The organism is Streptomyces sp. NPDC026515 (assembly GCF_055567595.1).
Window position 1 is genome coordinate 103602 of sequence record NZ_JBVHQD010000013.1, and the last position, 24500, is coordinate 128101.

General features: G+C 71.8%; 21 protein-coding genes. 3 read left to right on the forward strand and 18 right to left on the reverse strand.

Features of this window, described 5'->3' with window-relative positions; translation table 11 throughout:
* Positions 1-145 precede the first annotated feature (145 nt).
* Complete coding sequence (locus tag ACZ4O3_RS26695) at positions 146-1441, forward strand: MFS transporter (protein WP_467724631.1); 1296 nt, start codon at positions 146-148, stop codon at positions 1439-1441.
* Positions 1442-1495: 54 nt separating this feature from the next.
* Positions 1496-2098 carry a TetR/AcrR family transcriptional regulator gene (locus ACZ4O3_RS26700; protein ID WP_467724633.1) on the forward strand — a complete coding sequence of 201 codons (603 nt, stop codon included), beginning with the start codon at positions 1496-1498 and terminating at the stop codon, positions 2096-2098.
* Positions 2099-2154: 56 nt separating this feature from the next.
* Here ACZ4O3_RS26700 and ACZ4O3_RS26705 read toward each other — a convergent pair whose 3' ends face one another.
* The 4 genes from ACZ4O3_RS26705 to fmt all read right to left on the reverse strand — a co-directional run bounded on the left by ACZ4O3_RS26705 (position 2155) and on the right by fmt (position 6593).
* Positions 2155-3198, reverse strand: a complete 1044-nt coding sequence (locus tag ACZ4O3_RS26705; RefSeq protein ID WP_360495407.1) for a sugar-binding transcriptional regulator — start codon at positions 3196-3198, stop codon at positions 2155-2157.
* 78 nt (positions 3199-3276) lie between these two features.
* Positions 3277-3963 carry a ribulose-phosphate 3-epimerase gene (gene rpe, locus ACZ4O3_RS26710; RefSeq protein ID WP_362717080.1) on the reverse strand — a complete coding sequence of 229 codons (687 nt, stop codon included), beginning with the start codon at positions 3961-3963 and terminating at the stop codon, positions 3277-3279.
* A 185-nt stretch (positions 3964-4148) separates the two neighbouring features.
* A complete protein-coding gene (locus ACZ4O3_RS26715) occupies positions 4149-5576 on the reverse strand; it encodes an RsmB/NOP family class I SAM-dependent RNA methyltransferase (RefSeq protein ID WP_384993878.1) in 1428 nt (475 codons plus the stop codon).
* Positions 5577-5660: 84 nt separating this feature from the next.
* Positions 5661-6593 (reverse strand): methionyl-tRNA formyltransferase, encoded by a 933-nt coding sequence (gene fmt / locus ACZ4O3_RS26720; RefSeq protein ID WP_362731286.1) that lies wholly within the window; start codon positions 6591-6593, stop codon positions 5661-5663.
* Positions 6594-6869: 276 nt separating this feature from the next.
* Between fmt and ACZ4O3_RS26725 the strand changes: the two genes are divergently transcribed.
* Positions 6870-7418 carry a hypothetical protein gene (locus tag ACZ4O3_RS26725; RefSeq protein ID WP_384993872.1) on the forward strand — a complete coding sequence of 183 codons (549 nt, stop codon included), beginning with the start codon at positions 6870-6872 and terminating at the stop codon, positions 7416-7418.
* 82 nt (positions 7419-7500) lie between these two features.
* On the opposite strand, the gene ACZ4O3_RS26730 is transcribed toward ACZ4O3_RS26725, so the two are convergent.
* The 14 genes from ACZ4O3_RS26730 to pyrR form a co-directional block, all read right to left on the reverse strand.
* On the reverse strand, positions 7501-9648 hold the full coding sequence (locus ACZ4O3_RS26730) for a primosomal protein N' (RefSeq protein ID WP_467724636.1): 2148 nt from the start codon (positions 9646-9648) through the stop codon (positions 7501-7503).
* Positions 9649-10050: 402 nt separating this feature from the next.
* Positions 10051-11259 (reverse strand): methionine adenosyltransferase, encoded by a 1209-nt coding sequence (gene metK / locus ACZ4O3_RS26735; protein WP_362723830.1) that lies wholly within the window; start codon positions 11257-11259, stop codon positions 10051-10053.
* A 239-nt stretch (positions 11260-11498) separates the two neighbouring features.
* The gene (gene coaBC / locus ACZ4O3_RS26740) at positions 11499-12704 is read right to left on the reverse strand and encodes a bifunctional phosphopantothenoylcysteine decarboxylase/phosphopantothenate--cysteine ligase CoaBC (RefSeq protein WP_467724638.1); all 1206 of its coding nucleotides are present in this window, start codon (positions 12702-12704) and stop codon (positions 11499-11501) included.
* 151 nt (positions 12705-12855) lie between these two features.
* Positions 12856-13128 carry a DNA-directed RNA polymerase subunit omega gene (rpoZ, locus tag ACZ4O3_RS26745; RefSeq protein WP_039649019.1) on the reverse strand — a complete coding sequence of 91 codons (273 nt, stop codon included), beginning with the start codon at positions 13126-13128 and terminating at the stop codon, positions 12856-12858.
* A gap of 51 nt (positions 13129-13179) precedes the next feature.
* The gene (gene gmk, locus ACZ4O3_RS26750; protein ID WP_362723824.1) at positions 13180-13773 is read right to left on the reverse strand and encodes a guanylate kinase; all 594 of its coding nucleotides are present in this window, start codon (positions 13771-13773) and stop codon (positions 13180-13182) included.
* A gap of 60 nt (positions 13774-13833) precedes the next feature.
* On the reverse strand, positions 13834-14157 hold the full coding sequence (locus tag ACZ4O3_RS26755; RefSeq protein WP_003977346.1) for an integration host factor: 324 nt from the start codon (positions 14155-14157) through the stop codon (positions 13834-13836).
* A gap of 299 nt (positions 14158-14456) precedes the next feature.
* Positions 14457-15302 carry an orotidine-5'-phosphate decarboxylase gene (gene pyrF / locus ACZ4O3_RS26760; RefSeq protein ID WP_467724640.1) on the reverse strand — a complete coding sequence of 282 codons (846 nt, stop codon included), beginning with the start codon at positions 15300-15302 and terminating at the stop codon, positions 14457-14459.
* Entirely contained in the window at positions 15299-16405 is a 1107-nt protein-coding gene (locus tag ACZ4O3_RS26765) for a quinone-dependent dihydroorotate dehydrogenase (protein WP_362723819.1), read from the reverse strand. The genes pyrF and ACZ4O3_RS26765 overlap by 4 nt, the downstream gene beginning before the upstream one ends.
* Before the next feature lie 121 nt (positions 16406-16526).
* Entirely contained in the window at positions 16527-19835 is a 3309-nt protein-coding gene (gene carB, locus ACZ4O3_RS26770; RefSeq protein WP_362721524.1) for a carbamoyl-phosphate synthase large subunit, read from the reverse strand.
* Positions 19828-20982 carry a glutamine-hydrolyzing carbamoyl-phosphate synthase small subunit gene (gene carA / locus ACZ4O3_RS26775; RefSeq protein ID WP_362721527.1) on the reverse strand — a complete coding sequence of 385 codons (1155 nt, stop codon included), beginning with the start codon at positions 20980-20982 and terminating at the stop codon, positions 19828-19830. The genes carB and carA overlap by 8 nt, the downstream gene beginning before the upstream one ends.
* The gene (locus ACZ4O3_RS26780; RefSeq protein ID WP_362721529.1) at positions 20979-21548 is read right to left on the reverse strand and encodes a PH-like domain-containing protein; all 570 of its coding nucleotides are present in this window, start codon (positions 21546-21548) and stop codon (positions 20979-20981) included. The genes carA and ACZ4O3_RS26780 overlap by 4 nt, the downstream gene beginning before the upstream one ends.
* Entirely contained in the window at positions 21545-22831 is a 1287-nt protein-coding gene (locus tag ACZ4O3_RS26785; RefSeq protein WP_362721532.1) for a dihydroorotase, read from the reverse strand. The genes ACZ4O3_RS26780 and ACZ4O3_RS26785 overlap by 4 nt, the downstream gene beginning before the upstream one ends.
* Positions 22832-22836: 5 nt before the next feature.
* A complete protein-coding gene (locus ACZ4O3_RS26790) occupies positions 22837-23817 on the reverse strand; it encodes an aspartate carbamoyltransferase catalytic subunit (RefSeq protein WP_362721535.1) in 981 nt (326 codons plus the stop codon).
* 85 nt (positions 23818-23902) lie between these two features.
* Positions 23903-24478, reverse strand: coding sequence for a bifunctional pyr operon transcriptional regulator/uracil phosphoribosyltransferase PyrR (gene pyrR, locus ACZ4O3_RS26795; RefSeq protein ID WP_362721538.1), 576 nt, complete (start codon positions 24476-24478; stop codon positions 23903-23905).
* Positions 24479-24500: the final 22 nt, after the last annotated feature.

A 24500-nucleotide genomic window follows, 5' to 3' on the forward strand; every position in this document is an offset into this window, starting at 1 on the left:
CCCACTTCCCCGGAGATTTTTTCGCGCCACTGGAATAGGCGGACCCGTCTACGGGGTTGATCACTACGTATAGACAGACCGGTCTACTCACATCAGGCATCCGCGAACCGATGATTCCGGCGCCGTCCCGCGAAGGATCTCTCCGATGAACCAGCTGGCACCGCACGATCGAACCAAGGCGCCGGGCAGGCCGATCCCGCCACGCGCGGCCTTCTACGTGCTCGCCTCCGTCGTCGTCTCGTTCCTCGCCGCCTCCAGCGCGCCGACCCCGCTCTATGCCTCCTACCAGGCGGAATGGGGCTTCAGCCCGATCACCACCACCGTGGTCTTCGGCATCTACGCGATCGCCGTGCTCTCCGGCCTGCTGGTCCTCGGCAAGCTCTCCGACCACGTCGGCCGCCGCCCCGTCCTGATCTCCGCGATCACCGCGCAGGCCGTCGCGATGGTGCTCTTCTCCACGGCCGGGGGCGTCGGCGAACTGCTTCTCGCCCGGGTCGTGCAGGGCCTGTCCACCGGCGCCGCGCTCGGCGCGGTCGGCGCCGCGATGATGGACATCAACCGCTCGCGCGGCACCGTGGCGAACGCCCTCGCCCCCGGTCTGGGCACCGCGACGGGCGCCCTGGTCAGCGGTTTCGTCGTGCAGTACCTGCCCGCGCCGACCCACGCGATCTACCTCGGCCTGCTCGGCGTGTTCGTGGCCCAGGCCCTCGCCATCGCCCTGATCGACGAGACCGTCACCCGCGCGCCCGGCGCCCTGGCCACGCTGGTGCCCGAGATCAGGCTCCCGCGCGCGGTCCGCGGTGCCGCCCTCGCCGCGGCACCGGTGATCTTCGCCGTGTGGGCGCTCGCCGGGTTCTACGGCTCCCTCGGCCCCGCCCTGGTCCGCACCCTGGTCGGCTCCGACTCCGCTGTCTGGGGCGGTCTCGGCCTCTTCGTCCTCGCGTTCGTCGCGGCCCTCTCCGTCCTCGTACTGCGCGACGCCCGGGCGACGACCGTGATGTACACCGGGATCGGCGCGCTGGTCGCCGGTGTCGCCGTCACACTGCTGGCCGTCGGCCAGAGCGCACCGGTGCTGTTCTTCGTCGGCACGGCCGTCGCCGGCTTCGGCTTCGGCAGCGGCTTCCAGGGCGGCATCCGCACCGTACTGCCGCTGACCAGGCCGCACGAGAGCTCGGGCGTGCTCTCCCTGCTGTTCGTCGTCGCCTACCTCGGCATGGGGATCCCCTCCGTCGTCGCCGGAACGCTGGTGGTGCACGGCGGCGGCCTGGTCCCGACCTCCGAGGAGTACGGCGCGGTGGTCATCGCCCTGGCACTGCTGGCCCTGGCCGCCCTGCTGCTGCGCCGCGGGCCGCGGAGCGCACCCGGGGTGCTGGTGGCCGCGGGCGGCTCGCCCGCCGTCCAGGCCCCGGAGACCGAGCGGGCCGACGCGGCGTCCCGGTGACCGAGTAGACCGGTCCGGCCAGTCGCAGAGTGAAAGTCCGAGAAGGTGGGTGGCATGACGAAGACGGTGAGTGCCAAGGCTCCCACGGCCCGCGAGCGGCTGCTCTCGGCCGCGAACGAGTTGTTCTACGCGGAGGGCGTGCAGTCGGTCGGGATCGACCGGATCATCGAGCGCGCCGGGGTCGCCAAGGCATCCCTGTACAACACCTTCGGTGGCAAGGAACAGCTCATCCGGGCCTATCTCGACTCCCGTTACGCCAGGATGTCCGCTCGCCTGCTGCGCGCCGTCGACGGCACCGAGGATCCGCGGGAGCGGCTGCTGGCGGTCTTCGACGCGCAGGCCGCGCTCTTCGCCGAGCAGGGATATCACGGGTGCGCCTTCGTGGCGGCCAGCGCGGAGGCCAAGCAGGGCAGCGCCATCGAGGAAGTCTCCGACACCTACCGCGCGTGGGTCCGGGCCCTGTTCACCGATCTCGCCAGGGAAGCCGGCGCTCCGGATCCCGGGAGCCTCGCCCGCCAGCTCCACCTGCTCTACGACGGGGGCGGGGTGTCCGCACGGATGGACCGCGACCCGTCCGCGGGCAAGTTCGCCCGGCAGGCGGCCACCGTCCTGATCGACGCGGCGCTGGCGACGGGCACCGTTCAGCCCGTTTCCTGACGGTGATCGCCGCGGCAGCGTTGTCACCGGTACCGGTGCCGCCGCGGCGATGGCCGTCAGGAACCGTCGGGGTCGGAACGGTTCAGCGTCGGCTTGGGCGTCGGCCCCGCCGTCATCAGGTAGTCGGCGGCCGAGGTGTCGGTGACCAGGCTGGTGACCAGCCCCGACCTCAGCACCGCGTCGATAGCGGCCGCCTTGCGCTGCCCGCCCGCGATCGCGACCACCTCGGGGATGCGGCGCAGCTGGTCCGCCTTGACCGTGATGCACCGCTCCCCCAGGTCGCGTCCGACCCGGCGGCCCTCGGCGTCGAAGAGGTGCGCGGCCATCTCGGCGGCGACGCCGAGCGTCGCGTAGTGCGCGCGCTCCTCGTCACTGAGCATGTCGTGCACCGTCGAGATACCGCGCTCCCAGGACCCGATCGAGACACAGGCGACCGTGACCTTGTCGAAGTACTCGAAGGCCCGGGCGATGCCGGTCTGGTTGCGCAGTGCGGCCGCGGTGGCCGCGTCCGGCAGCAGCATCGGCGCGTAGATCGGGTGCGCGTCACCGCCGGACACCTGGGCGGCGCGCCGGACCGCCTCGACCGAACCGCGTTCGGAGGTCCCGGCGTCGTACACGCCCGTCAGCTGCACCACCGTGCACGGGGGCAGCCGGTCGAGCGCCGCCGCCATGTGGATGGTGGACCGGCCCCAGGCGAGACCGAGCACGTCGCCCTCGTTGACGAGCTCGCCGAGCAGGTCGGCGGCCACCTCACCGAGGTTCTCGGGATCGGGGGTCTCCTCCGCCTCGGCCGGGGACTCGACCACGACGGCGTGCCGCAGGCCGTAACGGGCGCGGAGCGCGTCCGAGCGCTCGGCGTCCAGTTCGGCCGGTACACGGATCTCGATGCGTACGAGATCCCTTTCGAGGGCAGTCTCCAGGACCCGGGCCACTTTGAAGCGGCTGACGCCGAACTCCTCCGCGATCTGGATCTTGGACTTGCCCTCAAGGTAGAAGCGGCGGGCCATGGCCGCCGCCTGCACCAGCTCAGCGGGTCCCATCCGCATGGCTGACCGGCCCGCCGACATACCCGACACGGCCATCTCCTCACTGCTGTTCACACTCTGGATACGCCGTTCATCCTCGCAGATCCGGCGCAGTCGATCAGCCCTGATCGGAGCCGTTCACGTTCCCGTACCTCAGTGGTCGCACGCCCAGGACGCGGCAGCGGTGGCCGCCTCGGCCTGAGTGCGTAGTGCACGTACCGCCTCTGCCGGGTCGTTTGCCCCGTACACCGCCGAGCCTGCAACAAAAACATCGGCGCCGGCGTCCGCGCACCGCTCGATCGTCGTCGCCGAAACTCCTCCGTCGACCTGCAGCCACAGCTCCAGCCCGTGCTTGCTGATCAGTTCCCGGGTGCGGCGGATCTTCGGCAGCATGATGTCGAGGAACGCCTGGCCGCCGAAGCCCGGCTCCACGGTCATGATGAGCAGCATGTCCAGCTCGGGGAGCAGGTCCTCGTACGGCTCGACGGGCGTCGCGGGCTTGAGCGCCATGGAGGCACGCGCGCCCTTCGCCCGGATCTCGCGCGCGAGCCGCACCGGGGCCGCCGCCGCCTCCACGTGGAAGGTGACCGAAGAGGCACCCGCTTCGACGTACTGGGGGGCCCAGCGATCGGGGGCATCGATCATCAGATGGCAGTCCAGCGGGGTGTCCGTGGCCCGGGCCAGGGACTCTACGACCGGCACACCGAGCGTGAGGTTCGGGACGAAGTGGTTGTCCATGACGTCGACGTGGAGCCAGTCGGCGCCTTCGACCGCCTTGGCCTCGTCCGCGAGGCGGGCGAAGTCGGCGGACAGGATGCTGGGGTTGATCTGCGCGGCCATGCGTCAAGCGTGCCATGCCCCGCCGGGGAGGGCTGCGTGGGGTTCGGGGATGGTCGCGGTCGGGCGCCGGCCGCCGGCCGGCGGGGGCTGATCGCGCCCACGCGGCGGCGGCCGCATGCGGAACGCGGCCCCGCGCTCCTGCGAGGGGGCCGGGGTCACGCCCGCCGAGTGCCCCTGCCCCCGCCTCAGCCGGTCCGGCGGATCAGGGCCAGGTACATCGCGTCCGTGCCGTGCAGATGCGGCCACAGCTGGACGTCGGGGCCCTCGCCCAGCGCGGGCACGCCCGGCAGCAGCGGACGCGCGTCCAGCAGCTCCGTGTCCGGCCGCTGCTTCAGCACGTCCTGGACCACCGCCCGGGTCTCCGCGAGGTGCGGCGAGCACGTGGCGTACCCGACGACCCCGCCGACCCGCACCGAGTCGATCGCCGTACGCAGCAGCGCGCGCTGCAGCGGGGCGAAGTTGTCGAGGTCCTCGGGCCGGCGGCGCCAGCGCGCCTCCGGGCGCCTGCGGAGGGCCCCGAGACCGGTGCACGGGACGTCCATCAGTACCCGGTCGAAGGTCCCCGGTCGCCACGGCGGCCGCGTGCCGTCGGCCGCGATGACCTGGTAGGGCCCCGGATTGCCGTGCAGCGCCTTGGCCACCAGGCCGGCCCGGTGCGGCTGCTTCTCCGAGGCGAGGAGGACGGCCCCGCGTTCCGCGGCGAGCGCGGCGAGCAGCGCGGCCTTGCCGCCGGGCCCGGCGCAGCCGTCGAGCCAGGTCGCGTCCGGGCCCTCCACGGGCGCGTTGGCGAGCGCGAGGGCCACCAGCTGACTGCCCTCGTCCTGCACTCCGGCCCGCCCCTCGCGCACGGCCTCGACGGCGCCGGGCTCCCCGCCCTCGCTGAGCCGCACCGCGAACGGAGACCAGCGCCCCGGCACGGCCGCCTCCTCCACGAGCAGTTCCTCGGTGGTGGCCCGACCGGGCCGGGCGACCAGCGTCACCTCGGGCCGTTCGTTGTCGGCGGACAGCAGTTCCTCGATCCCCGCTCGTCCCCCGCCCAGCGAGTCCCAGAGCGCGGAGACGACCCATCGCGGGTGCGAGTGCACGACGGCGAGATGGTCCTCGGGGTCCTGCTCGTAGGGCGGTGCGACCTTCGCGAGCCAGCCGTCGAGATCGTCCTGCGCGATCTTGCGCAGCACGGCGTTGACGAACTTGGCCCGCCCGTCGCCCAGTACCACGCGGGCCAGCTCGACGGAGGCGGACACGGCGGCATGGGTGGGGATCCGGGTGCCGAGCAGCTGGTGCGCACCGAGGCTGAGTACGTCGAGGACCGGCGGGTCGACCTCGCGCAGCGGCCGGTCCACGCACTCGGCGATGATCGCGTCGTACGTCCCCTGCCGGCGCAGCGTCCCGTAGACCAGCTCGGTGGCGAGGGCCGCGTCCCTCCCGTCGAACTTGTCGGGGCCCTCCTTCTGACGCGCCTTGCGCAGCAGCGGCGGCAGGACGAGGTTCGCGTACGCGTCCCGCTCGTCCACGGCGCGCAGCGCCTCGAAGGCGAGGAGACGGACGGGGTCCTTCTGAGGACGGCGGTAGGGCTTGGCGGGCCGGCGCGGCCCCCGGGACTGCTGGCTCACGAAAAAGGTGCTCCGGGTATGGGAACGATGCGACTCCCAGCGTACGCCGCGCGCACCGGAAAGCCGCTGCTGAGGAGGGGCCGCTCAGTCGCCGAGGGTCTCCTCGGCTCCGATCCGCACGCCACGCGCCCAGTCGGCGGCCCGCATCGGCTTCTTGCCCTGGGCCTGTACCCAGAGCAGTTCCACGGCGTACGACCCCGTCCCCACGTGCGCGCTGTTCTTCCCGACGGCGATCCGGCCCGGCGCGAGATCGGTGCGCTCGGGCACCGGCGTGACCTGGATCAGCTTGAGCCGCTCACCGCGGAAGGTGGTCCAGGCGCCGGGGGCGGGAGTGCAGCCGCGTACCACCCGGTCGATCCGCAGCGCGGGGGCCGCCCAGTCGATCCTGGCGTCCTCGACGGTGATCTTCGGAGCAAGGGTGATGCCCTCGGCCGGCTGCGGTACGGCCTTGAGCGCGCCGTCCTCGATGCCGTCCATGGTGGCGACGAGCAGTCCCGACCCGGCGAACGCGAGCCGGGTCAGCAGGTCGCCGCTGGTGTCGGTGGGGCGGATCTCCTCGGTGACGGTCCCGTAGACGGGCCCGGAGTCGAGGCCCTCCTCGATGAGGAAGGTGGAGGCTCCCGTGATCTCGTCGCCCGCCATGATGGAGTGCTGGACCGGCGCCGCCCCACGCCAGGCCGGCAGCAGCGAGAAGTGCAGGTTGACCCACCCGTGGGCGGGCACGTCGAGGGCGACCCTGGGCAGCAGGGCGCCGTACGCGACCACCGGACAGCAGTCCGGCCCGATCTCCCTCAACCGCTCCAGGAACTCCGGATCGCGCGGCTTGAGCGGCCGCAGCACCTCGATGCCGGCCTCCATCGCCCGCTCGGCCACCGGCGAGGCGATCAGCCTGCGGCCCCGCCCGGCCGGTGCGTCGGGCCGCGTGACCACGGCGGCCACCTCGTGCCGCCCGGAGGCGATGAGCGCGTCCAGAGCGGGAACGGCGACTTCGGGGGTACCGGCGAAGACAAGCTTCATGGGCGAGTGAGGGCCTCTCGGACACGACGGACACGGGCAACACCCAAGTCTATGCGGCGAGGAGCGGGCCGCCGACGGCGAACACCCGGTGGGCCGCTCGGCCGCTCGGCCGGCCGGAGGGGCGGTGCGCGGGCGGGAAAACCCGGCGTACGCATATGCCCATACGCCCCCACACCGTGACCAGCGGCGCGCCCACGCGTTGGTCAAGTGAGAGTTGACCACAACGGGCCGCATACGCGGCCCATTCCTTTCAACGCCGGTTCGAGAGGCTTGTTCATGGCCGACCACGCAACCCACGACGCCCAGGCCCGGGCCAGCCTGCACTTGTTGGTGCGGGACATCGAGCGGGTCCGCCGACAGGTGGACGCACTGCGCACGCTCACCGCCCAGTTGGGCAACGTCTACCGCCCGCGCCGTTCCGGCCCCTCCACGGGCTTCGTCGTCTACGGACGCGCTCCCGCCCCGACGGTCCGACTCGCCCAGGAACTCCGGGACAGCGTCGAAACCCTGGTCACGGCCGCCGTGGACTTCGACCGCTCACTCGGCTTCTCGTGGGACGCGGTGGGCTCCGCGCTCGGTGTGACCAAGCAGGCGGTGCACCGCCGTTACGGCGCCCGCCGCGCCGCGGCCCAGCAGGCACCGGCCGCCGAGACCGAACGGCCGACCGAGCCGGCCGGCACCCGCGCGCTCACCATGGGCGTGGGCCTGCCCACGGTACCCACGGTCCCGGCCGCCCGCTCCATGCCGACCCAGCCGACCGCGGGCAGCCCCGCCCTCCGTGACGAGGCGAGGCCGACAGCCTTCCCCGGCCCGCGCAACGGCTGACCTCAGGGCGTTGCCCCGCTCGCCCTCCGCCCTCCCGGCGCGCACCCGGGAGGGCAGCCGCCTTCCCCGGCAATCGCTTCCGCTAGCCGATGTCGGGCGGATCGACCCGCACGCGGACGGCCTCTCCGCTGCCCCGTGCCATCCGCGCGGCCTGAGCCGTCTTCAGCGCGGCCGCCAGCGCGGCGCCGGTCCCGGGCGGCACCCGTACCAGCACCCGCTCCCAGTGCTCCCCGGCCGGCGGCGCTCCCGCCCGCCGCGGCGCCCCGGCCCGCGCCTCGGGCACCGGAACCGGCCCCAGCACCTCGGCGTCCGGCGGCAGTTCGGCCGCCGCGAGGAACTCCGCGAGCGCCTCCGCCGGACCCGACACCGCCGCCATCCGCGACACCGGGGGAAACCCCAGCTCGGCCCGCTCGGCGAGTTCCCGTACCGCGTGCCCCACGGGATCCCAGCGCACCAGCGCCTGCACCGGCCGCAGCGTCGGCTCCGCGACGACGACCACGGTGCCGCCCTCCTCCTGCGGCCGCACCAGCGCCCCGGCCGCGATCCACCGCCGCAGCGCGTCCTCACCGGCGCGCAGGTCGGGCCTCCCGAGCATCGCCCAGCCGTCCAGCAGCAGGGCGGCCGCGTAGCCGCCCTCGGCGACCGGTTCGGCGCCCGGTGTGCTCACGACCAGCGCGGGCGTCCCCGGCACGGTGTCCAGCACCTGCTCGCGCCCCGAGGTCCGCACGGGTACGGCGGGAAACGCCCGCCCCAGCTCCTCGGCGGTCCGCCGGGCGCCGACCACCTGCGCCCGCAGCCGGAAACCGCCGCACTCGGGACAGTGCCAGTCGCCCTCGGCCCGTCCGCACCACCCGCACCCCAGCGCCCCGGCCTCCCGCGCCTCCAGCGGACCGGCGCAGTGCCGGCAGCGCGCCGGAGCCCGGCACCGGTCGCAGGCCATCCGCGGCACGTACCCGCGACGGGGCACCTGCACCAGCACCGGCCCGTGCCGCAGTCCGTCCCGGACGGCCTGCCAGGCGAGCGTCGGCAGCCGCGCGGCCCGCGCGGCCTCGTCCCGCGCGAGGTCCCCGTCACCCACCGTCCGCACCAGGGGCGCGGCCCGCCGCACCTGTTCCCGCCCCGCCACCAGGGGCCGCGCCCAGCCGTTCTCCACAAGCTGCGCGGCCTCCACCGTGCAGCTCCAACTCCCCAGCAGGAAGCCGCACTTGTCCAGCGCGGCGCGCAGCAGCAGCACATCCCGGGCATGCGGCTGCGGGGCGTGCTGCTCGCTGTGGCTGTCGTCCCCGTCGTCCCAGATCGCGACGAGCCCGAGATCCCGGACCGGCGCGAACATGGCGGCCCGCGTCCCCACCACCGCCCGCACCGACCCGCGGCTGACCGCGAGCCACTGCGCGTACCGCTTCTCGGGCCCGGCGTCGGCCGTGAGCAGCGCGTGCCGCCCGTCGCCCAGCACCCGCGTCAGGGCGGCGTCGACCCGCGCGGCGGCCCGCCCGTCCGGTACGACGACGAGCGCGCCGCGTCCCGAGGCGAGCGTGGCGGCGACGGCCCGGGCGGTCTCCTCGCTCCACCGGGGCCCGGGCAGGGCGTTCCACACCGCCCGGGGCGCGCCGCCGGAGGCCAGCGACTCGAGGAAGTCGGCCCCGTGCTCGTACCGCGTCCAGGATCCGGCGTCGGGCACCGGCGGCGGCGGCAACGGTTCGGGGGAGGGCCGCTTCTCGGCCCGCGCGCTGCGCGGCGGCACGGCCAGCTGCAACACGTCCGCAAGGCTTCCCGCGTACCGGTCGGCGACGGCTCTGGCGAGCCGCAGCAGCTCCTCGCTCAGTACCGGCTCGGGCGACACCACCTGGGCCAGCGCGGCCAGCGGCCCCGCGTAGTCGGACTCGTCGAGCCGCTCCACGAGGAACCCGTCGATGAGCCCGCCGCCCTCCCGGCGCCCGTCCCGCACCCGATGCCGGCCGGCTCCGAACCGCACCCGGACCCGGACCCCCGGCTGTGCGTCGGCGTCCAGTTCGGCAGGGACGGCGTAGTCGAAGTACCGGTCGAGGTGCAGTACGCCCTTGTCCACGAGCACCCGGGCGACCGGCAGCCGCTCGGCCAGGGCGGCCCCCCGCCAGGTCCGCGGCTTGGCCCGGGGCACCCTGGCCCCCCGCACGCTCTCCCGGATGAGCGCGAGCTGCTCCGGCGGCGCCCCTTCGGCGCCCCCGCCCCCCTGCCCGTTCTCGCTGCTCACGCCTGCATTCTTACCAAACGCCACTGACAACCGGGACCGCCCGAGATCACTCCGGCCGCGGAACGCCGTACGGCGGTCTTCTGCCTTGGGCCGCTCGGCCGTACCGGTCCGGGACCGGCAGCAGGATTCGAACCTGCGGGGGATCACCCGGAAGAAAGTATCCGAGACCTCGCACCGGGCGGTGCCGGTGTCCCGAGATCGGTTCGGCGGCGGTCGGAACGCATCGGCTTCACCGCGCGCCCGAAGGCGCACTCCACGGAAGTAACCGCGGCCATCGCACCGGGACTGCACCACCGTACTGACCACCCCGTCTGCGCGGCGACCCGGTTTCCGCGGTCCTCGGACGCGACGAAGCCCGGCTCTCCCGAGGGGGAACCGGGCCGTCGTCGAGGTGGCTCGGGGTTACAGGCCCGCGGCCTTGCGCAGGGCGTCCACGCGGTCCGTGTTCTCCCAGGTGAACTCCGGGATCTCACGGCCGAAGTGACCGTACGCCGCGGTCTGCGCGTAGATCGGGCGGAGCAGGTCGAGGTCGCGGATGATCGCGGCCGGACGCAGGTCGAAGACCTCGTCGATCGCCTTCTCGATCTTCTCGGAGTCGATCTTGGCGGTGCCGAAGGTCTCCACGAACAGCCCGACGGGCTCGGCCTTGCCGATCGCGTAGGCCACCTGGACCTCGCAGCGGGAGGCGAGGCCCGCCGCGACGACGTTCTTGGCGACCCAGCGCATGGCGTAGGCGGCGGAACGGTCGACCTTGGACGGGTCCTTGCCGGAGAAGGCGCCGCCACCGTGGCGGGCCATGCCGCCGTAGGTGTCGATGATGATCTTGCGACCGGTCAGGCCGGCGTCGCCCATCGGGCCGCCGATCTCGAAACGGCCGGTCGGGTTGACCAGCAGGCGGTAGCCCTCGGTGTCGAGCTTGATGCCCTCGTCCAGCAGGGCCTTCAGCTCCGGCTCCACGACGAACTCGCGGATGTCGGGGGCGAGCAGCGACTCCAGGTCGATGTCGGAGGCGTGCTGGCTGGAGACGACGACCGTGTCGAGGCGGACGGCCTTGTCGCCGTCGTACTCGATGGTGACCTGCGTCTTGCCGTCGGGGCGCAGGTAGGGGATGGTGCCGTTCTTGCGGACCTCGGACAGGCGCTTGGACAGGCGGTGCGCCAGGAAGATCGGCAGCGGCATCAGGGTCGGCGTCTCGTCGGTCGCGTAGCCGAACATCAGGCCCTGGTCGCCGGCGCCCTGCTTGTCGAGCTCGTCGTCGTCGCCCTCGACCCGGTTCTCGTAGGCCGTGTCCACGCCCTGCGCGATGTCCGGGGACTGCGCGCCGATCGAGACCGACACGCCGCAGGAGGCGCCGTCGAAGCCCTTCTTGGACGAGTCGTAGCCGATGTCGAGGATCTTGTTGCGGACCAGCGTCGCGATGTCCGCGTACGTCTTGGTCGTGACCTCGCCGGCCACGTGCACCAGGCCGGTCGTGATCAGCGTCTCGACGGCGACCCGGGAGGTCGGGTCCTCGCGCAGAAGCGCGTCGAGAATGGTGTCGCTGATCTGGTCAGCGATCTTGTCGGGGTGACCCTCGGTCACGGACTCCGAGGTGAACAGGCGACGGGACACAACGCTCCCTGGGGTTGCAGCGGCTGCTGGCTGATCATTGGCGGACGACACGGGGAGCTGCGCCCGGCATCGTCCGAGAACAGTTTATCGGTCGTACCCTGCCGCAGGCCCACCCGTCTCGACACTCGGGAGTGCTGTGACCTGCGGCACGCGCATTCTGCCCAATGGGGGGCGGCGTTGAACAGGGCCCCCGCACCCGGATGTGGCGTCCGGAAAAGTGGACAGCGGGCCTGGGGAAGTCAACCCAGTCGGGCCGCCGCCAGATCCCACACGATGTCGGCGAGGGCCTCCTTGGGCCCGTGCGGCACCGGCGTCTCGGTGCCGTCGGCGCCCAGCACCACGGCCTCGTTCTCCTCGGAGCCGAAGGTCTTGCGCTCCCCCACCTCGTTCACCACGAGCAGGTCGCAGCCCTTGCGCGCCAGTTTGGCGCGGCCGTTGGCGAGGACGTCGTCGGTCTCCGCGGCAAAGCCGACGATCACCTGTCCGGACCGCGCCCGATCGGCCGAGATCTCCGCGAGGATGTCCGGATTGCGCACCAGGACGATCGGCTCGGGCTCCTGGCCGTCCTTCTTCTTGATCTTCCCGGCCGCGTAGACCGCCGGGCGGAAGTCGGCGACGGCGGCGGCCATGACCACGGCGTCGGCGTCGGCGGCCGCCTTCAGCACGGCTTCCCGCAGCTGTACGGCCGTACCGACCGGGACGACGTCCACGCCGGCCGGGTCGGGCAGGCCGGTGGTGTTGGCCGCGACCAGTGTCACCCGGGCACCCCGCGCGGCCGCCGTGCGGGCGAGGGCGTATCCCTGTTTGCCGGAGGAGCGGTTGCCGAGGAAGCGGACCGGGTCGAGGGGTTCGCGGGTGCCGCCGGCCGAGACGACGACATGGCGGCCCGCCAGGTCGGGCTCCCGCACCCCCCGCGCGAGGACGCGGCGGCAGGCTTCGAAGATCTCCGCCGGGTCGGGCAGCCGGCCCTTGCCGGTGTCGACGCCGGTGAGACGGCCGACCGCCGGTTCGATGACGACGGCGCCGCGGCGGCGCAGCGTGGCCACGTTCTCCTGGGTGGCCGGGTGCTCCCACATCTCGGTGTGCATCGCGGGGGCGAGGACGACCGGGCAGCGGGCCGTCAGGAGGGTGTTGGTGAGCAGGTCGTCGGCGAGGCCGTGGGCCGCCTTGGCGAGCAGGTCGGCGGTGGCGGGGGCGACCACGACCAGGTCGGCGTGCTGGCCGATCCGGACGTGCGGGACCTCTTCGACGTGGTCCCAGACCTCGGTGGAGACGGGGTTGCCGGACAGGGCGGACCAGGTGGCGGCGCCGACGAAGTGCAGCGCGGAGGCGGTGGGCACGACCCGGACGTCGTGACCCGACTCGGTGAACCTTCTCAGCAGCTCGCAGGCCTTGTACGCGGCGATGCCGCCGCTGACCCCCAGCACGACCTTCGGCTTGTCCACCGGGCCTCCACTCGTTGAACCGACTCGTTGAACCGACTCGTTGGACCGACGAGTCCCTCACACACCACAGGCCCGGCAGGGGGTCCCTCCCAGCGGTAGCTGGGGGAGTGACTGCCGGGCCTGAGGATAAGTCAATCGCAATCTGAAAGTACTACTGCGCCGGGCCCTCGATGGCCTCGGAGGTCAGCAGACCCGCGTTGATCTCACGCAGGGAGATGGAGAGCGGCTTCTCGTGGACGTGGGTGTCGACGAGCGGACCGACGTACTCCAGGAGACCCTCGCCGAGCTGCGAGTAGTACGCGTTGATCTGACGGGCACGCTTGGCCGCGTAGATCACGAGGCTGTACTTCGAGTCGGTGGCCTCGAGGAGCTCGTCGATCGGAGGGTTGATGATGCCCTCGGGCGCGGTGATGGAAGAGGACACGCTCTGCCTTCCGATGGATGGGAAAGATTCAGTCTGAATGATCAGCGACGATCACACAACGTCCATCAAGGCTAGCAGCTCGCGCGCCACGTCCTCGACGGAGGTGTTGACCAGCGTCTCGTCGAACTCCGGCTCGGCCGCCAGCTCGATCCTGGCCGCGTCCAGACGGCGCTCGATCACCTCGGGCGGCTCGGTGCCCCGTCCGGTGAGCCTGCGCACCAGCTCCTCCCAGGAAGGAGGAGCCAGGAACACCAGCCGGCCGTCCGGCATGGACTCGCGGACCTGCCGGGCGCCCTGGAGGTCGATCTCCAGCAGCACCGGCACCCCGGACTCCAGGTGTTCCAGCACCGCCTGCCGCGGGGTGCCGTAGCGGTTGCCCGCGAATTCGGCCCACTCGAGGAGTTCGCCGTTGGCGATGAGCTTGTCCATCTCCTCGTCGGAGACGAAGAAGTACTGCACTCCGTGCTTCTCGCCCGGGCGGGGCTTGCGGGTGGTGGCCGACACCGAGAGCCAGACCTCGGGGTGCACCTTGCGCATATGGGCGACGACCGTGCTCTTGCCGACCCCGGAGGGGCCGGAGAGCACGGTCAGCCGCGGACGTACGTCCGGGGGCTCGGGGGTCGTCCCCCGGAATGTTGCAGCCATGCGGCGATTATTCCAGCAATCGCCGGCTGCCCGGGACGGCTGTCCCGGACCGCCCGGTGATCAGGAGCCGGTGCTGCCGAACTCGCGCTCCAGGGACGCGATCTGGTTGGAACCGAGGCCACGCACCCGGCGGCTCTCGGAGATCCCGAGCCGCTCCATGATCTGCTTGGCGCGGACCTTGCCCACGCCCGGCAGGGACTCAAGGAGGGCGGAGACCTTCATCTTGCCGATGACGTCGTTTTCCTGACCCTGCTTGATGACCTCGTGGAGAGAGGCGCCGGAGTGCTTGAGTCGATTCTTGACCTCGGCCCGCTCCCGGCGAGCCGCGGCGGCCTTTTCGAGCGCGGCTGCGCGCTGTTCAGGGGTAAGGGGCGGAAGAGCCACGCCTACGTCACCTCGGATGTCGAACTGTCGGATACGGACCGGTGAGGAACCTAGTCGCCCCACACCTGAGGAGCCACGAGCAACACGCTCGCCCGTTGCCCCCCACTACTTAAAGGGTGTGGGGGTGCCCCCACTGCTCGGAGACTAGCGGGCAAGTGGGCCGGAGTCAGCGAGAACAGCGGAAAAGTCCTGGTCAGCCTCCGTGAGGCCGGACTTTTCAGACATACTGCCCTGCATTTGAGAATGTATTCACGCTCGGCCCGTCGCCGGAGCGCCCTCAGGAGCACTCCTCGGAGGACTCACCTACCTGCGACGACGTCCCGGATCTCGTCCGCGAACCGCTCCGCGGCCCCCCTCAGGGCTCCGACATCGGGACCGTGACGCAAAACACCTCGGCTCACGTTTGGAATCACGTTGCGCACCGCCGTCCCGAAGACCGCGGGAAGGTCGGCCGCCGTCGCCCCCTGCGCGCCGACGCCCGGCGCGAGCAGCGGACCGTTGATGTCGAGGTCGTACGACGACAGGTCACCGACCGTGGCCCCGACCACGGCGCCGAAGGAGCCCAGCGGCTCCTCCCCCGCGTTCTCGGCGGCCAGGTGGGCCAGCATCGTCGCGCCGACCGTCCGCCCGTCGCCACGCACCGCGTGCTGCACCTCGGGGCCCTCCGGGTTCGAGGTCAGCGCCAGCACGAAGAGGCCGGCCCCGCTCTCCCGGGCCAGCGCCACGGCCGGACTGAGCGAGCCGTAGCCGAGGTACGGCGAGACGGTCAGGGCGTCCGAGAACAGCGGCGCGTCCTTGCTCAGGAAGGCCTCGGCGTATCCGGCCATGGTGGAGCCGATGTCGCCGCGCTTGGCGTCCATGACGACCAGCGTCCCGGCGTCCCGCGCCTCGCGCACCACCCGTTCCAGGACGGCCACGCCGCGCGAGCCGAACCGCTCGAAGAAGGCGCTCTGCGGCTTCATGACCGCGACCCGGTCGGCCACCGCCGCCACGACGGTACGGCTGAACCGCTCGATTCCGGCCACGTCGTCGTTCAGACCCCACTCGGAGAGCAGCGAGGCGTGCGGGTCGATGCCGACGCACAGCGGACCACGCTCGTCCATCACACGGCGCAGCCGCGCGCCGAAGGGTTCCAACGGGCTCATACGGTCTTCCTCACATCGGCGCCGACCGCGTCGGCGAGCGTGGCGTACGGGCTGGTGCGCAGGCGGGCCGCGAGCCCCTTGTGGACGGCACGGGGCCAGAAGGGCCCCTCGTAGATGAAGGCGCTGTAGCCCTGGACCAGCGTGGCACCGGCCAGGATGCGCTGCCAGGCGTCCTCGGCGTTCTCCACGCCGCCCACCCCGACCAGGGTGATCCGGTCGCCCACGCGCGCGTACAGCCGTCGCAGCACCTCCAGGGACCGCGCCTTCAGCGGCGCCCCCGACAGCCCCCCGGTCTCCTCGGCCAGTTCGGGGCCGGAGCGCAGCCCGAGGCCCTCGCGTGCGATGGTGGTGTTGGTCGCGATGATCCCGTCGAGACCCAGCTCGACGGCCAGGTCGGCGACGGCGTCGACATCCTCGTCGGCGAGGTCCGGGGCGATCTTCACCAGGAGCGGCACCCGGCGGTTCGCCGCCACCCGGTCGGCGGCCTCGCGCACGGCCGTCAGCAGCGGACGCAGGTGGTCGACGGCCTGGAGGTTGCGCAGGCCCGGCGTGTTGGGCGACGACACGTTCACGACCAGGTAGTCGGCGTACGGGGCGAGCCGCTCGGCGGACTTCACGTAGTCGCCGACCGCCTCGGCCTCCGGTACGGCCTTGGTCTTGCCGATGTTGACGCCCACCACGGTCCGGAAGACCGGCTCACGGGTGGCCAGCCGCGCGGCGACGGTCAGCGAACCGTCGTTGTTGAAGCCCATACGGTTGATCAGCGCCCGGTCGGCCACCAGCCGGAACAGCCGCTTCCTGGGATTTCCGGGCTGCGCCTCACCGGTCACGGTCCCGATCTCGACGTGGTCGAACCCGAGCATCGACATCCCGTCGATCGCGACGGCGTTCTTGTCGAACCCGGCGGCCAGCCCGAAGGGTCCGTGCATCCGCAGCCCGAAGGCCTCGGTGCGCAGCTCCTGGTGACGGGGAGCCAGCGCGGCGGCGACGAAGGTACGCAGCACGGGAACGCGGGCGACGAGCCGGATCCACCGGAAGGCCAGGTGGTGGGCGGCCTCGGGATCCATCCGCCGGAAGACGAGCTGGAAGAAGATCTTGTACATCGACTGTCCTCATACGGAGGGGGGACGCCGTCTCCGGTGTCCCCCCTCAGCCGAGCGCCCCAGAGGGGCGCGGGGAACTGCGCGACCGGCCACGGCCGGCCCGCAGTCTCGCTACGACCTTTCAGTCCCGAGCCGCGGTCAGCGTCTCCGCGTGCTCCTGGAGCGACCGCACCCCCACGTCCCCGTGGTTCAGCGCATCGATCCCCTGCACGGCCGCCGCCAGCGCCTGCACCGTCGTCAGACACGGCACCGACCGGGCCACCGCGGCCGTCCGGATCTCGTACCCGTCCAGGCGACCCCCCGTGCCGTACGGGGTGTTGACGATGAGGTCCACCTCGCCGTCGTGGATGAGCTGGACGATCGTCCGCTCGCCGTTCGGCCCGATGCCGTCGGACTGCTTGCGCACCACCGTCGCGTTGATGCCGTTGCGCTTGAGCACCTCGGCCGTGCCGGACGTGGCGAGCAGCTCGAAGCCGTGGGCGACCAGCTCACGCGCCGGGAAGATCATCGAGCGCTTGTCGCGGTTGGCGACCGAGATGAAGGCGCGGCCCTTGGTGGGCAGCGGGCCGTAGGCCCCCGCCTGCGACTTGGCGTACGCCGTGCCGAAGACCGAGTCGATGCCCATGACCTCGCCGGTGGAGCGCATCTCCGGGCCGAGCACGGTGTCCACACCGCGCCCCTGGATGTCGCGGAAGCGCGACCACGGCATGACCGCCTCCTTGACGGAGATCGGCGCGTCGAACGGCAGCTCGCCGCCGTCGCCGCGGGCCGGCAGCAGCCCCTCGGCACGCAGTTCTGCGACGGTCGCGCCCAGCGAGATCCGGGCGGCGGCCTTCGCCAGCGGCACCGCGGTCGCCTTCGAGGTGAAGGGGACGGTACGGGACGCGCGCGGGTTGGCCTCGAGGACGTAGAGGATGTCCCCGGCCAGCGCGAACTGGATGTTGATCAGGCCGCGGACGCCGACGCCCTTCGCGATGGCCTCCGTCGAGGCCCGCAGGCGCTTGATGTCGAAGCCGCCCAGCGTGATCGGCGGCAGGGCGCACGCCGAGTCGCCGGAGTGGATGCCGGCCTCCTCGATGTGCTCCATCACGCCACCGAGGTACAGCTCCTGGCCGTCGTACAGCGCGTCGACGTCGATCTCGATCGCGTCGTCGAGGAACCGGTCGACGAGCACCGGCCGGGAGGGGCTGATCTCGGTCGACTCGGCGATGTAGGAGGCGAGGCGGGTCTCGTCGTAGACGATCTCCATGCCGCGGCCGCCGAGGACGTAGGACGGCCGCACGAGCACCGGGTAGCCGATCTCGTCGGCGATGGCCTTGGCCTCGGCGAAGGTGGTCGCGGTGCCGTGCTTGGGGGCCGGCAGGCCCGCCTCGGCCAGGACCCGGCCGAAGGCGCCCCGGTCCTCGGCCGCGTGGATGGCCTCGGGGGACGTGCCGACGATCGGCACCCCGTTGTCCTTCAGCGCCTGCGACAGGCCCAGCGGGGTCTGTCCGCCCAGCTGGACCACCACGCCGGCCACCGGACCGGCCTGCTGCTCGGCGTGCACGATCTCCAGGACGTCCTCCAGGGTGAGCGGCTCGAAGTACAGCCGGTCGGAGGTGTCGTAGTCGGTGGAGACGGTCTCCGGGTTGCAGTTGACCATGACGGTCTCGTACCCGGCGTCCGACAGCGCGAAGGACGCGTGCACGCAGGAGTAGTCGAACTCGATGCCCTGGCCGATGCGGTTGGGACCGGAGCCCAGGATGATCACGGCCGGCTTCTCGCGCCGGGCGACCTCGGTCTCCTCGTCGTAGGAGGAGTAGAAGTACGGCGTCCTGGCGGCGAACTCGGCCGCGCAGGTGTCGACCGTCTTGTAGACCGGGCGGACGCCGAGCGCATGCCTGACCTCGCGGACGACGTCCTCGCGCAGGCCGCGGATCTCGCCGATCTGCTGGTCGGAGAAGCCGTGCCGCTTGGCCTCGGCGAGCAGGTCGGGGGTGAGTTCGGCGGCGGCCGCCAGCTCGTCGGCGATCTCCTTGATCAGGAACAGCTGGTCCACGAACCACGGGTCGATCTTCGTGAACTCGAAGACCTCCTCGGGCGTGGCGCCCGCGCGGATGGCCTGCATGACCGCGTTGATGCGGCCGTCGGTGGGCCGCACCGCCTCGCGCAGCAGGGTCTCCTTGTCCCCGGGCTCGCCCACGAACGTGAACTGGCTGCCCTTCTTCTCCAGCGAGCGCAGCGCCTTCTGGAAGGCCTCGGGGAAGTTGCGGCCGATGGCCATCGCCTCGCCGACCGACTTCATGGTCGTGGTCAGCGTGGAGTCGGCCTGCGGGAACTTCTCGAAGGCGAACCGCGGGGCCTTGACGACCACGTAGTCGAGCGTGGGCTCGAAGGAGGCCGGGGTCTCCTGCGTGATGTCGTTGGGGATCTCGTCGAGCGTGTAGCCGACGGCCAGCTTGGCTGCGATCTTCGCGATCGGGAAGCCGGTGGCCTTGGAGGCGAGCGCGGAGGACCGCGACACGCGCGGGTTCATCTCGATGACGATGACCCGGCCGTCCTCGGGGTTCACCGCGAACTGGATGTTGCAGCCGCCGGTGTCCACGCCGACCTCGCGGATCACGGCGATGCCGATGTCCCGCAGGATCTGGTACTCGCGGTCGGTGAGCGTCATGGAGGGGGCGACGGTGATCGAGTCTCCGGTGTGGACGCCCATGGGGTCGAAGTTCTCGATGGAGCAGACGACCACGACGTTGTCGTGCTTGTCCCGCATCAGCTCCAGCTCGTACTCCTTCCAGCCGAGGATGGACTCCTCCAGGAGCACCTCGGTGGTCGGCGAGAGGGTCAGGCCCTGGCCGGCGATCCGGCGCAGCTCCTCCTCGTCGTGGGCGAAGCCGGAGCCGGCCCCGCCCATGGTGAAGGAGGGACGGACCACGACCGGGTAGCCGCCGAGCTCCTCGACCCCGGCGAGCACCTCGTCCATGGTGTGGCAGATGACCGAGCGCGCGGACTCGCCGTACCCGATCTTGCGGCGGACCTCCGCCACCACGTCCTTGAAGAGATCGCGGTCCTCGCCCTTGTTGATGGCCTCGACGTTGGCGCCGATCAGCTCGACGCCGTACTTGGCGAGGACACCGTTCTCGTCCAGCGAGATCGCGGTGTTCAGGGCCGTCTGGCCGCCCAGGGTGGGCAGCAGGGCGTCGGGGCGCTCCTTGGCGATGATCTTCTCGACGAACTCCGGGGTGATCGGCTCGACGTAGGTCGCGTCGGCGATCTCCGGGTCGGTCATGATCGTCGCCGGGTTGGAGTTGACCAGGATGACCCTCAGGCCCTCGGCGCGCAGCACGCGGCAGGCCTGGGTGCCGGAGTAGTCGAACTCGGCGGCCTGGCCGATGACAATCGGGCCGGAGCCGATGACCAGGACGGACTGGATATCGGTGCGCTTAGGCACGCTGGCCCTCCATCAGGGAGACGAAGCGGTCGAACAGGTAGGCGGCGTCGTGCGGGCCGGCCGCCGCTTCGGGGTGGTACTGGACGGAGAAGGCCGGCTGGTCGAGCAGCTGCAGCCCCTCCACGACGTCGTCGTTCAGGCACACGTGGGAGACCTCGGCGCGGCCGAACTCGGTCTCGCTGACCTGGTCGAGCGGGGCGTCCACGGCGAAGCCGTGGTTGTGCGCGGTGACCTCGACCTTGCCGGTCGTACGGTCCTGGACCGGCTGGTTGATGCCCCGGTGGCCGTACTTCAGCTTGTAGGTGCCGAAGCCGAGCGCGCGGCCGAGGATCTGGTTGCCGAAGCAGATGCCGAACAGCGGGGTCCTGCGTGCCAGGACGGCGGCCATCAGGGCCACCGGGCCGTCGGCCGTGGCCGGGTCGCCGGGACCGTTGGAGAAGAACACGCCGTCCGGGGAGACGGCGTACACGTCCTCCTCGGTGGCGGTCGCGGGCAGCACGTGCACCTCGATGCCACGCTCGGCCATCCGCTGCGGGGTCATGCCCTTGATGCCGAGGTCGACGGCGGCGACGGTGAACCGCTTCTCCCCGACGGCCGGGACGACGTACGCCTCCTTGGTCGCGACCTCCTCGTAGAGGCTCGCGCCCTTCATGTGCGGCTGGGCCTGCACACGCGTGAGGAGCTCGGAGTCGGCGGCGACCGCCTCGCCCGAGAAGATGCCGGAGCGCATCGAGCCGCGCTCACGGAGGTGCCGGGTGAGGGCGCGGGTGTCGATCCCGCAGATGCCGACGACGCCCTGCGCGACCAGCTCGTCGTCCAGGGAACGCCGCGCGCGCCAGTTGGAGGGCACGCGTGAGGGGTCGCGCACGACGTAGCCGGAGACCCAGATGCGGGCGGACTCGTCGTCCTCGTCGTTCCAGCCCGTGTTGCCGATCTGCGGGGCGGTGGCGACCACGATCTGGCGGTCGTACGAGGGGTCGGTGAGGGTCTCCTGGTAGCCGGTCATGCCGGTGGAGAACACGGCCTCGCCGAAGGTCTCCCCCACGGCCCCGTAGGCGCGGCCACGGAAGATCCGGCCGTCCTCCAGGACGAGTACGGCGGGAGTCGCCTTCTTGGCAGAGGCGGTTCCCCTGGTGGAGGTCGTCATCGTTCGGCGCCTTCCGTGCTGGGTGTCTTGATCATGGAGTTGAGGGTGTCGGCCCACTCGGCGTGCTCGGCCGCGTGGTCGGACCGGAATCCGGAGTCGATCAGCCGGTCGCCGTGCTGCCAGGTCACCACGAGCAGTCCGCCCTCGGTGAGGACCTTGCCCGCGATGCCCTTGCCGAGCAGGGCCTCGCGGAGCGCGGCGGCGGGGATGAAGAAGTCGGTCGCCCCGGGGCGTACGACGTCGAGGCCCGCGTCGGTCAGGGTGAGCTCGGCCCGGCTGCGGGAGCCGAGGCCGTGGGCCACGATCCGGTCCAGCCACTGCCCGGCGGTGGTGGAGCCGTGGTAACGGCCGCTCATCGTCAGTCTCGCCGGGCCCGGGTCGTCCGGCGCGGTGGGCAGGTCCGGGAGGTCGCCCTGGAGGGTGCCGCGCCACTTCCAGCCCTCGCGCATCAGCCAGTAGACGAGCGCGACGAAGAGGGCGAGGCCGACGAGCCAGCCGATGCGCGCGGCCCAGTCGGTGACCGCGGCCGACTTCTTGTCGTCGGCCAGCAGGATCAGAGGTGTCACGTCAGCTTCCCGTCCACGAGCGTCGCCTTGCCCCGCAGCCATGTGTGGGTGACACGGCCCGGCAGCTCTCGCCCCTCGTACGGGGTGTTGCGGCTGCGCGAGGCAAAGCCCGCGGGGTCCACCGTGCCACGGTATTCCGTGTCGACGAGCGTGAGGTTGGCGGGCTCACCAGCCGAGACGGGGCGGCCGTGCCCGGCGGCCCGCCCGATCCGCGCGGGCTCGACGGACATCCGGTCGGCGACGCCGGCCCAGGTCAGCAGGCCCGTGTCCACCATGGTCTCCTGCACCACCGACAGGGCGGTCTCCAGACCGACCATCCCCATGGCGGCCGCGGCCCACTCGCAGTCCTTGTCCTCGTGCGGGTGCGGGGCGTGGTCGGTGGCGACGATGTCGATCGTGCCGTCGGCCAGTGCCTCGCGCAGGGCCAGGACGTCGCGCTCGGTGCGCAGCGGCGGGTTGACCTTGTAGACCGGGTTGTACGACCGCACCAGCTCGTCGGTGAGGAGCAGGTGGTGCGGGGTGACCTCGGCGGTGACGTCGATGCCCCGGGACTTGGCCCAGCGCACGATCTCGACGGACCCGGCGGTCGAGAGGTGGCAGATGTGGACGCGGGAGCCGACGTGCTCGGCGAGCAGGACGTCCCGCGCGATGACCGACTCCTCGGCGACGGCCGGCCAGCCGCCGAGGCCCAGCTCGGCGGAGACGACGCCCTCGTTCATCTGGGCGCCCTCGGTCAGCCGCGGCTCCTGCGCGTGCTGCGCGACGACGCCGCCGAAGGCCTTCACGTACTCCAGCGCGCGGCGCATGATCACCGCGTCGTCCACGCACTTGCCGTCGTCGGAGAAGACGGTGACCCCGGCGGCCGACTCGTGCATGGCGCCCAGTTCGGCGAGCTTCTTGCCCTCCAGGCCGACGGTGACGGCGCCGATGGGCTGGACGTCGCAGTAGCCGTGCTCCCGGCCGAGCCGGTAGACCTGTTCGACCACGCCTGCGGTGTCCGCGACGGGGAAGGTGTTGGCCATGGCGAACACCGCCGTGTAGCCACCGCTCGCGGCCGCGCGGGTGCCGGTCAGCACGGTCTCGGAGTCCTCGCGGCCCGGCTCGCGCAGATGGGTGTGCAGGTCGACCAGGCCCGGCAGCAGCACCTTGCCGGCGGCCTCCACGACCTCGGCGCCCTCGGCGGACAGCCCGCCGCCCACCGCCTCGATGACCTCGCCGTCGATCAGGACGTCCTGCGGCTCACCGCCGAGCACCTTCGCACCACGGATCAGGATCTTGCTCATGGGTGTTACTTCTCCTCGATGGTGCGGGCGTGGCTGACGGCGGGTTCGTTGCCGCCGAGCAGAAGGTAGAGAACGGCCATCCGGATGGAGACTCCGTTTGCGACCTGCTCGACCACGGTGCAGCGGTCGGAGTCGGCGACCTCGGCGGTGATCTCCATGCCGCGGACCATCGGGCCGGGGTGCATCACGATGGCGTGCTCGGGCATCTTCGCCATGCGCTCGCCGTCGAGGCCGTACCGCCGCGAGTACTCGCGCTCGGTCGGGAAGAACGCGGCGTTCATGCGCTCGCGCTGGACGCGCAGCATCATCACCGCGTCGGACTTGGGCAGGACGGCGTCGAGGTCGTACGACACCTCGCAGGGCCAGTTCCCGATGCCGACCGGAACCAGGGTGGGCGGGGCGACCAGAGTGACCTCGGCGCCGAGGGTGTGCAGCAGGTCGACGTTGGAGCGGGCGACCCGGCTGTGCAGGACGTCGCCGACGATCGTGATGCGCTTGCCGGCCAGGTCCTGCCCTATCCCGGCGTCCCGGCCGACGAGCCGGCGGCGCATGGTGAAGGCGTCGAGGAGGGCCTGGGTGGGGTGCTGGTGGGTGCCGTCGCCCGCGTTGATGACGGCGGCGTCGATCCAGCCGGAGTTGGCGAGGCGGTAGGGGGCTCCGGAGGCGCCGTGCCGGATGACGACGGCGTCGACGCCCATCGCCTCCAGGGTCTGGGCGGTGTCCTTCAGGGACTCGCCCTTGGAGACGCTCGACCCCTTGGCGGTGAAGTTGATGACGTCCGCCGACAGCCGCTTCTCCGCGGCCTCGAAGGAGATCCGGGTCCGGGTCGAGTCCTCGAAGAAGAGGTTGACCACGGTGCGGCCGCGCAGGGTCGGCAACTTCTTGATCGGCCGGTCGGCGACCCGGGCCATCTCCTCGGCGGTGTCGAGGATCAGGACGGCGTCGTCGCGGGTGAGGTCGGCGGCCGAGATGAGATGACGCTGCATCTGTCAGGCTCCGTAAGACAGTTCACATATCGGGAGATTACGGGCAAGCGTGGGCGCACCGGTGCGGTGCGGGCCCCGGGGCTTGCTAGGGGGTCGGCTTCGCGCCGAGCAGCACGGTGTCGCGACCGTCCTCCTCGGCGAGCAGGACCTTGACCGTCTCCCGCAGCGACGTGGGGAGGTTCTTGCCGACGTAGTCGGCGCGGATGGGCAGTTCGCGGTGGCCCCGGTCGACGAGGACCGCGAGCTGGACCGCGCGTGGGCGCCCGATGTCGTTCAGGGCGTCGAGGGCGGCGCGGATGGTGCGGCCGGAGAACAGCACGTCGTCGACGAGGACGACCAGCCTGCCGTCGATGCCGTCACCGGGGATCTCGGTGCGGGCCAGCGCACGCGGCGGGTGCATGCGCAGGTCGTCGCGGTACATGGTGATGTCGAGCGAACCCACGGGCACCTTGCGGTCGGTGATCTCCTCCAGCTTGGCGGCGAGCCGCCGGGCGAGGAAGACACCGCGGGTGGGAATGCCGAGGAGCACCACGTCGTCGGCGCCCTTGGCGCGCTCGACGATCTCGTGGGCGATGCGGGTCAGTACCCGCGCGATGTCGGGCCCCTCGAGAACGGGCCGGGCATCGGATGTCTGAAGGTCTGGCTTTACTTGCTTGTCCATACGAAACGGACCCCCTTCTCCG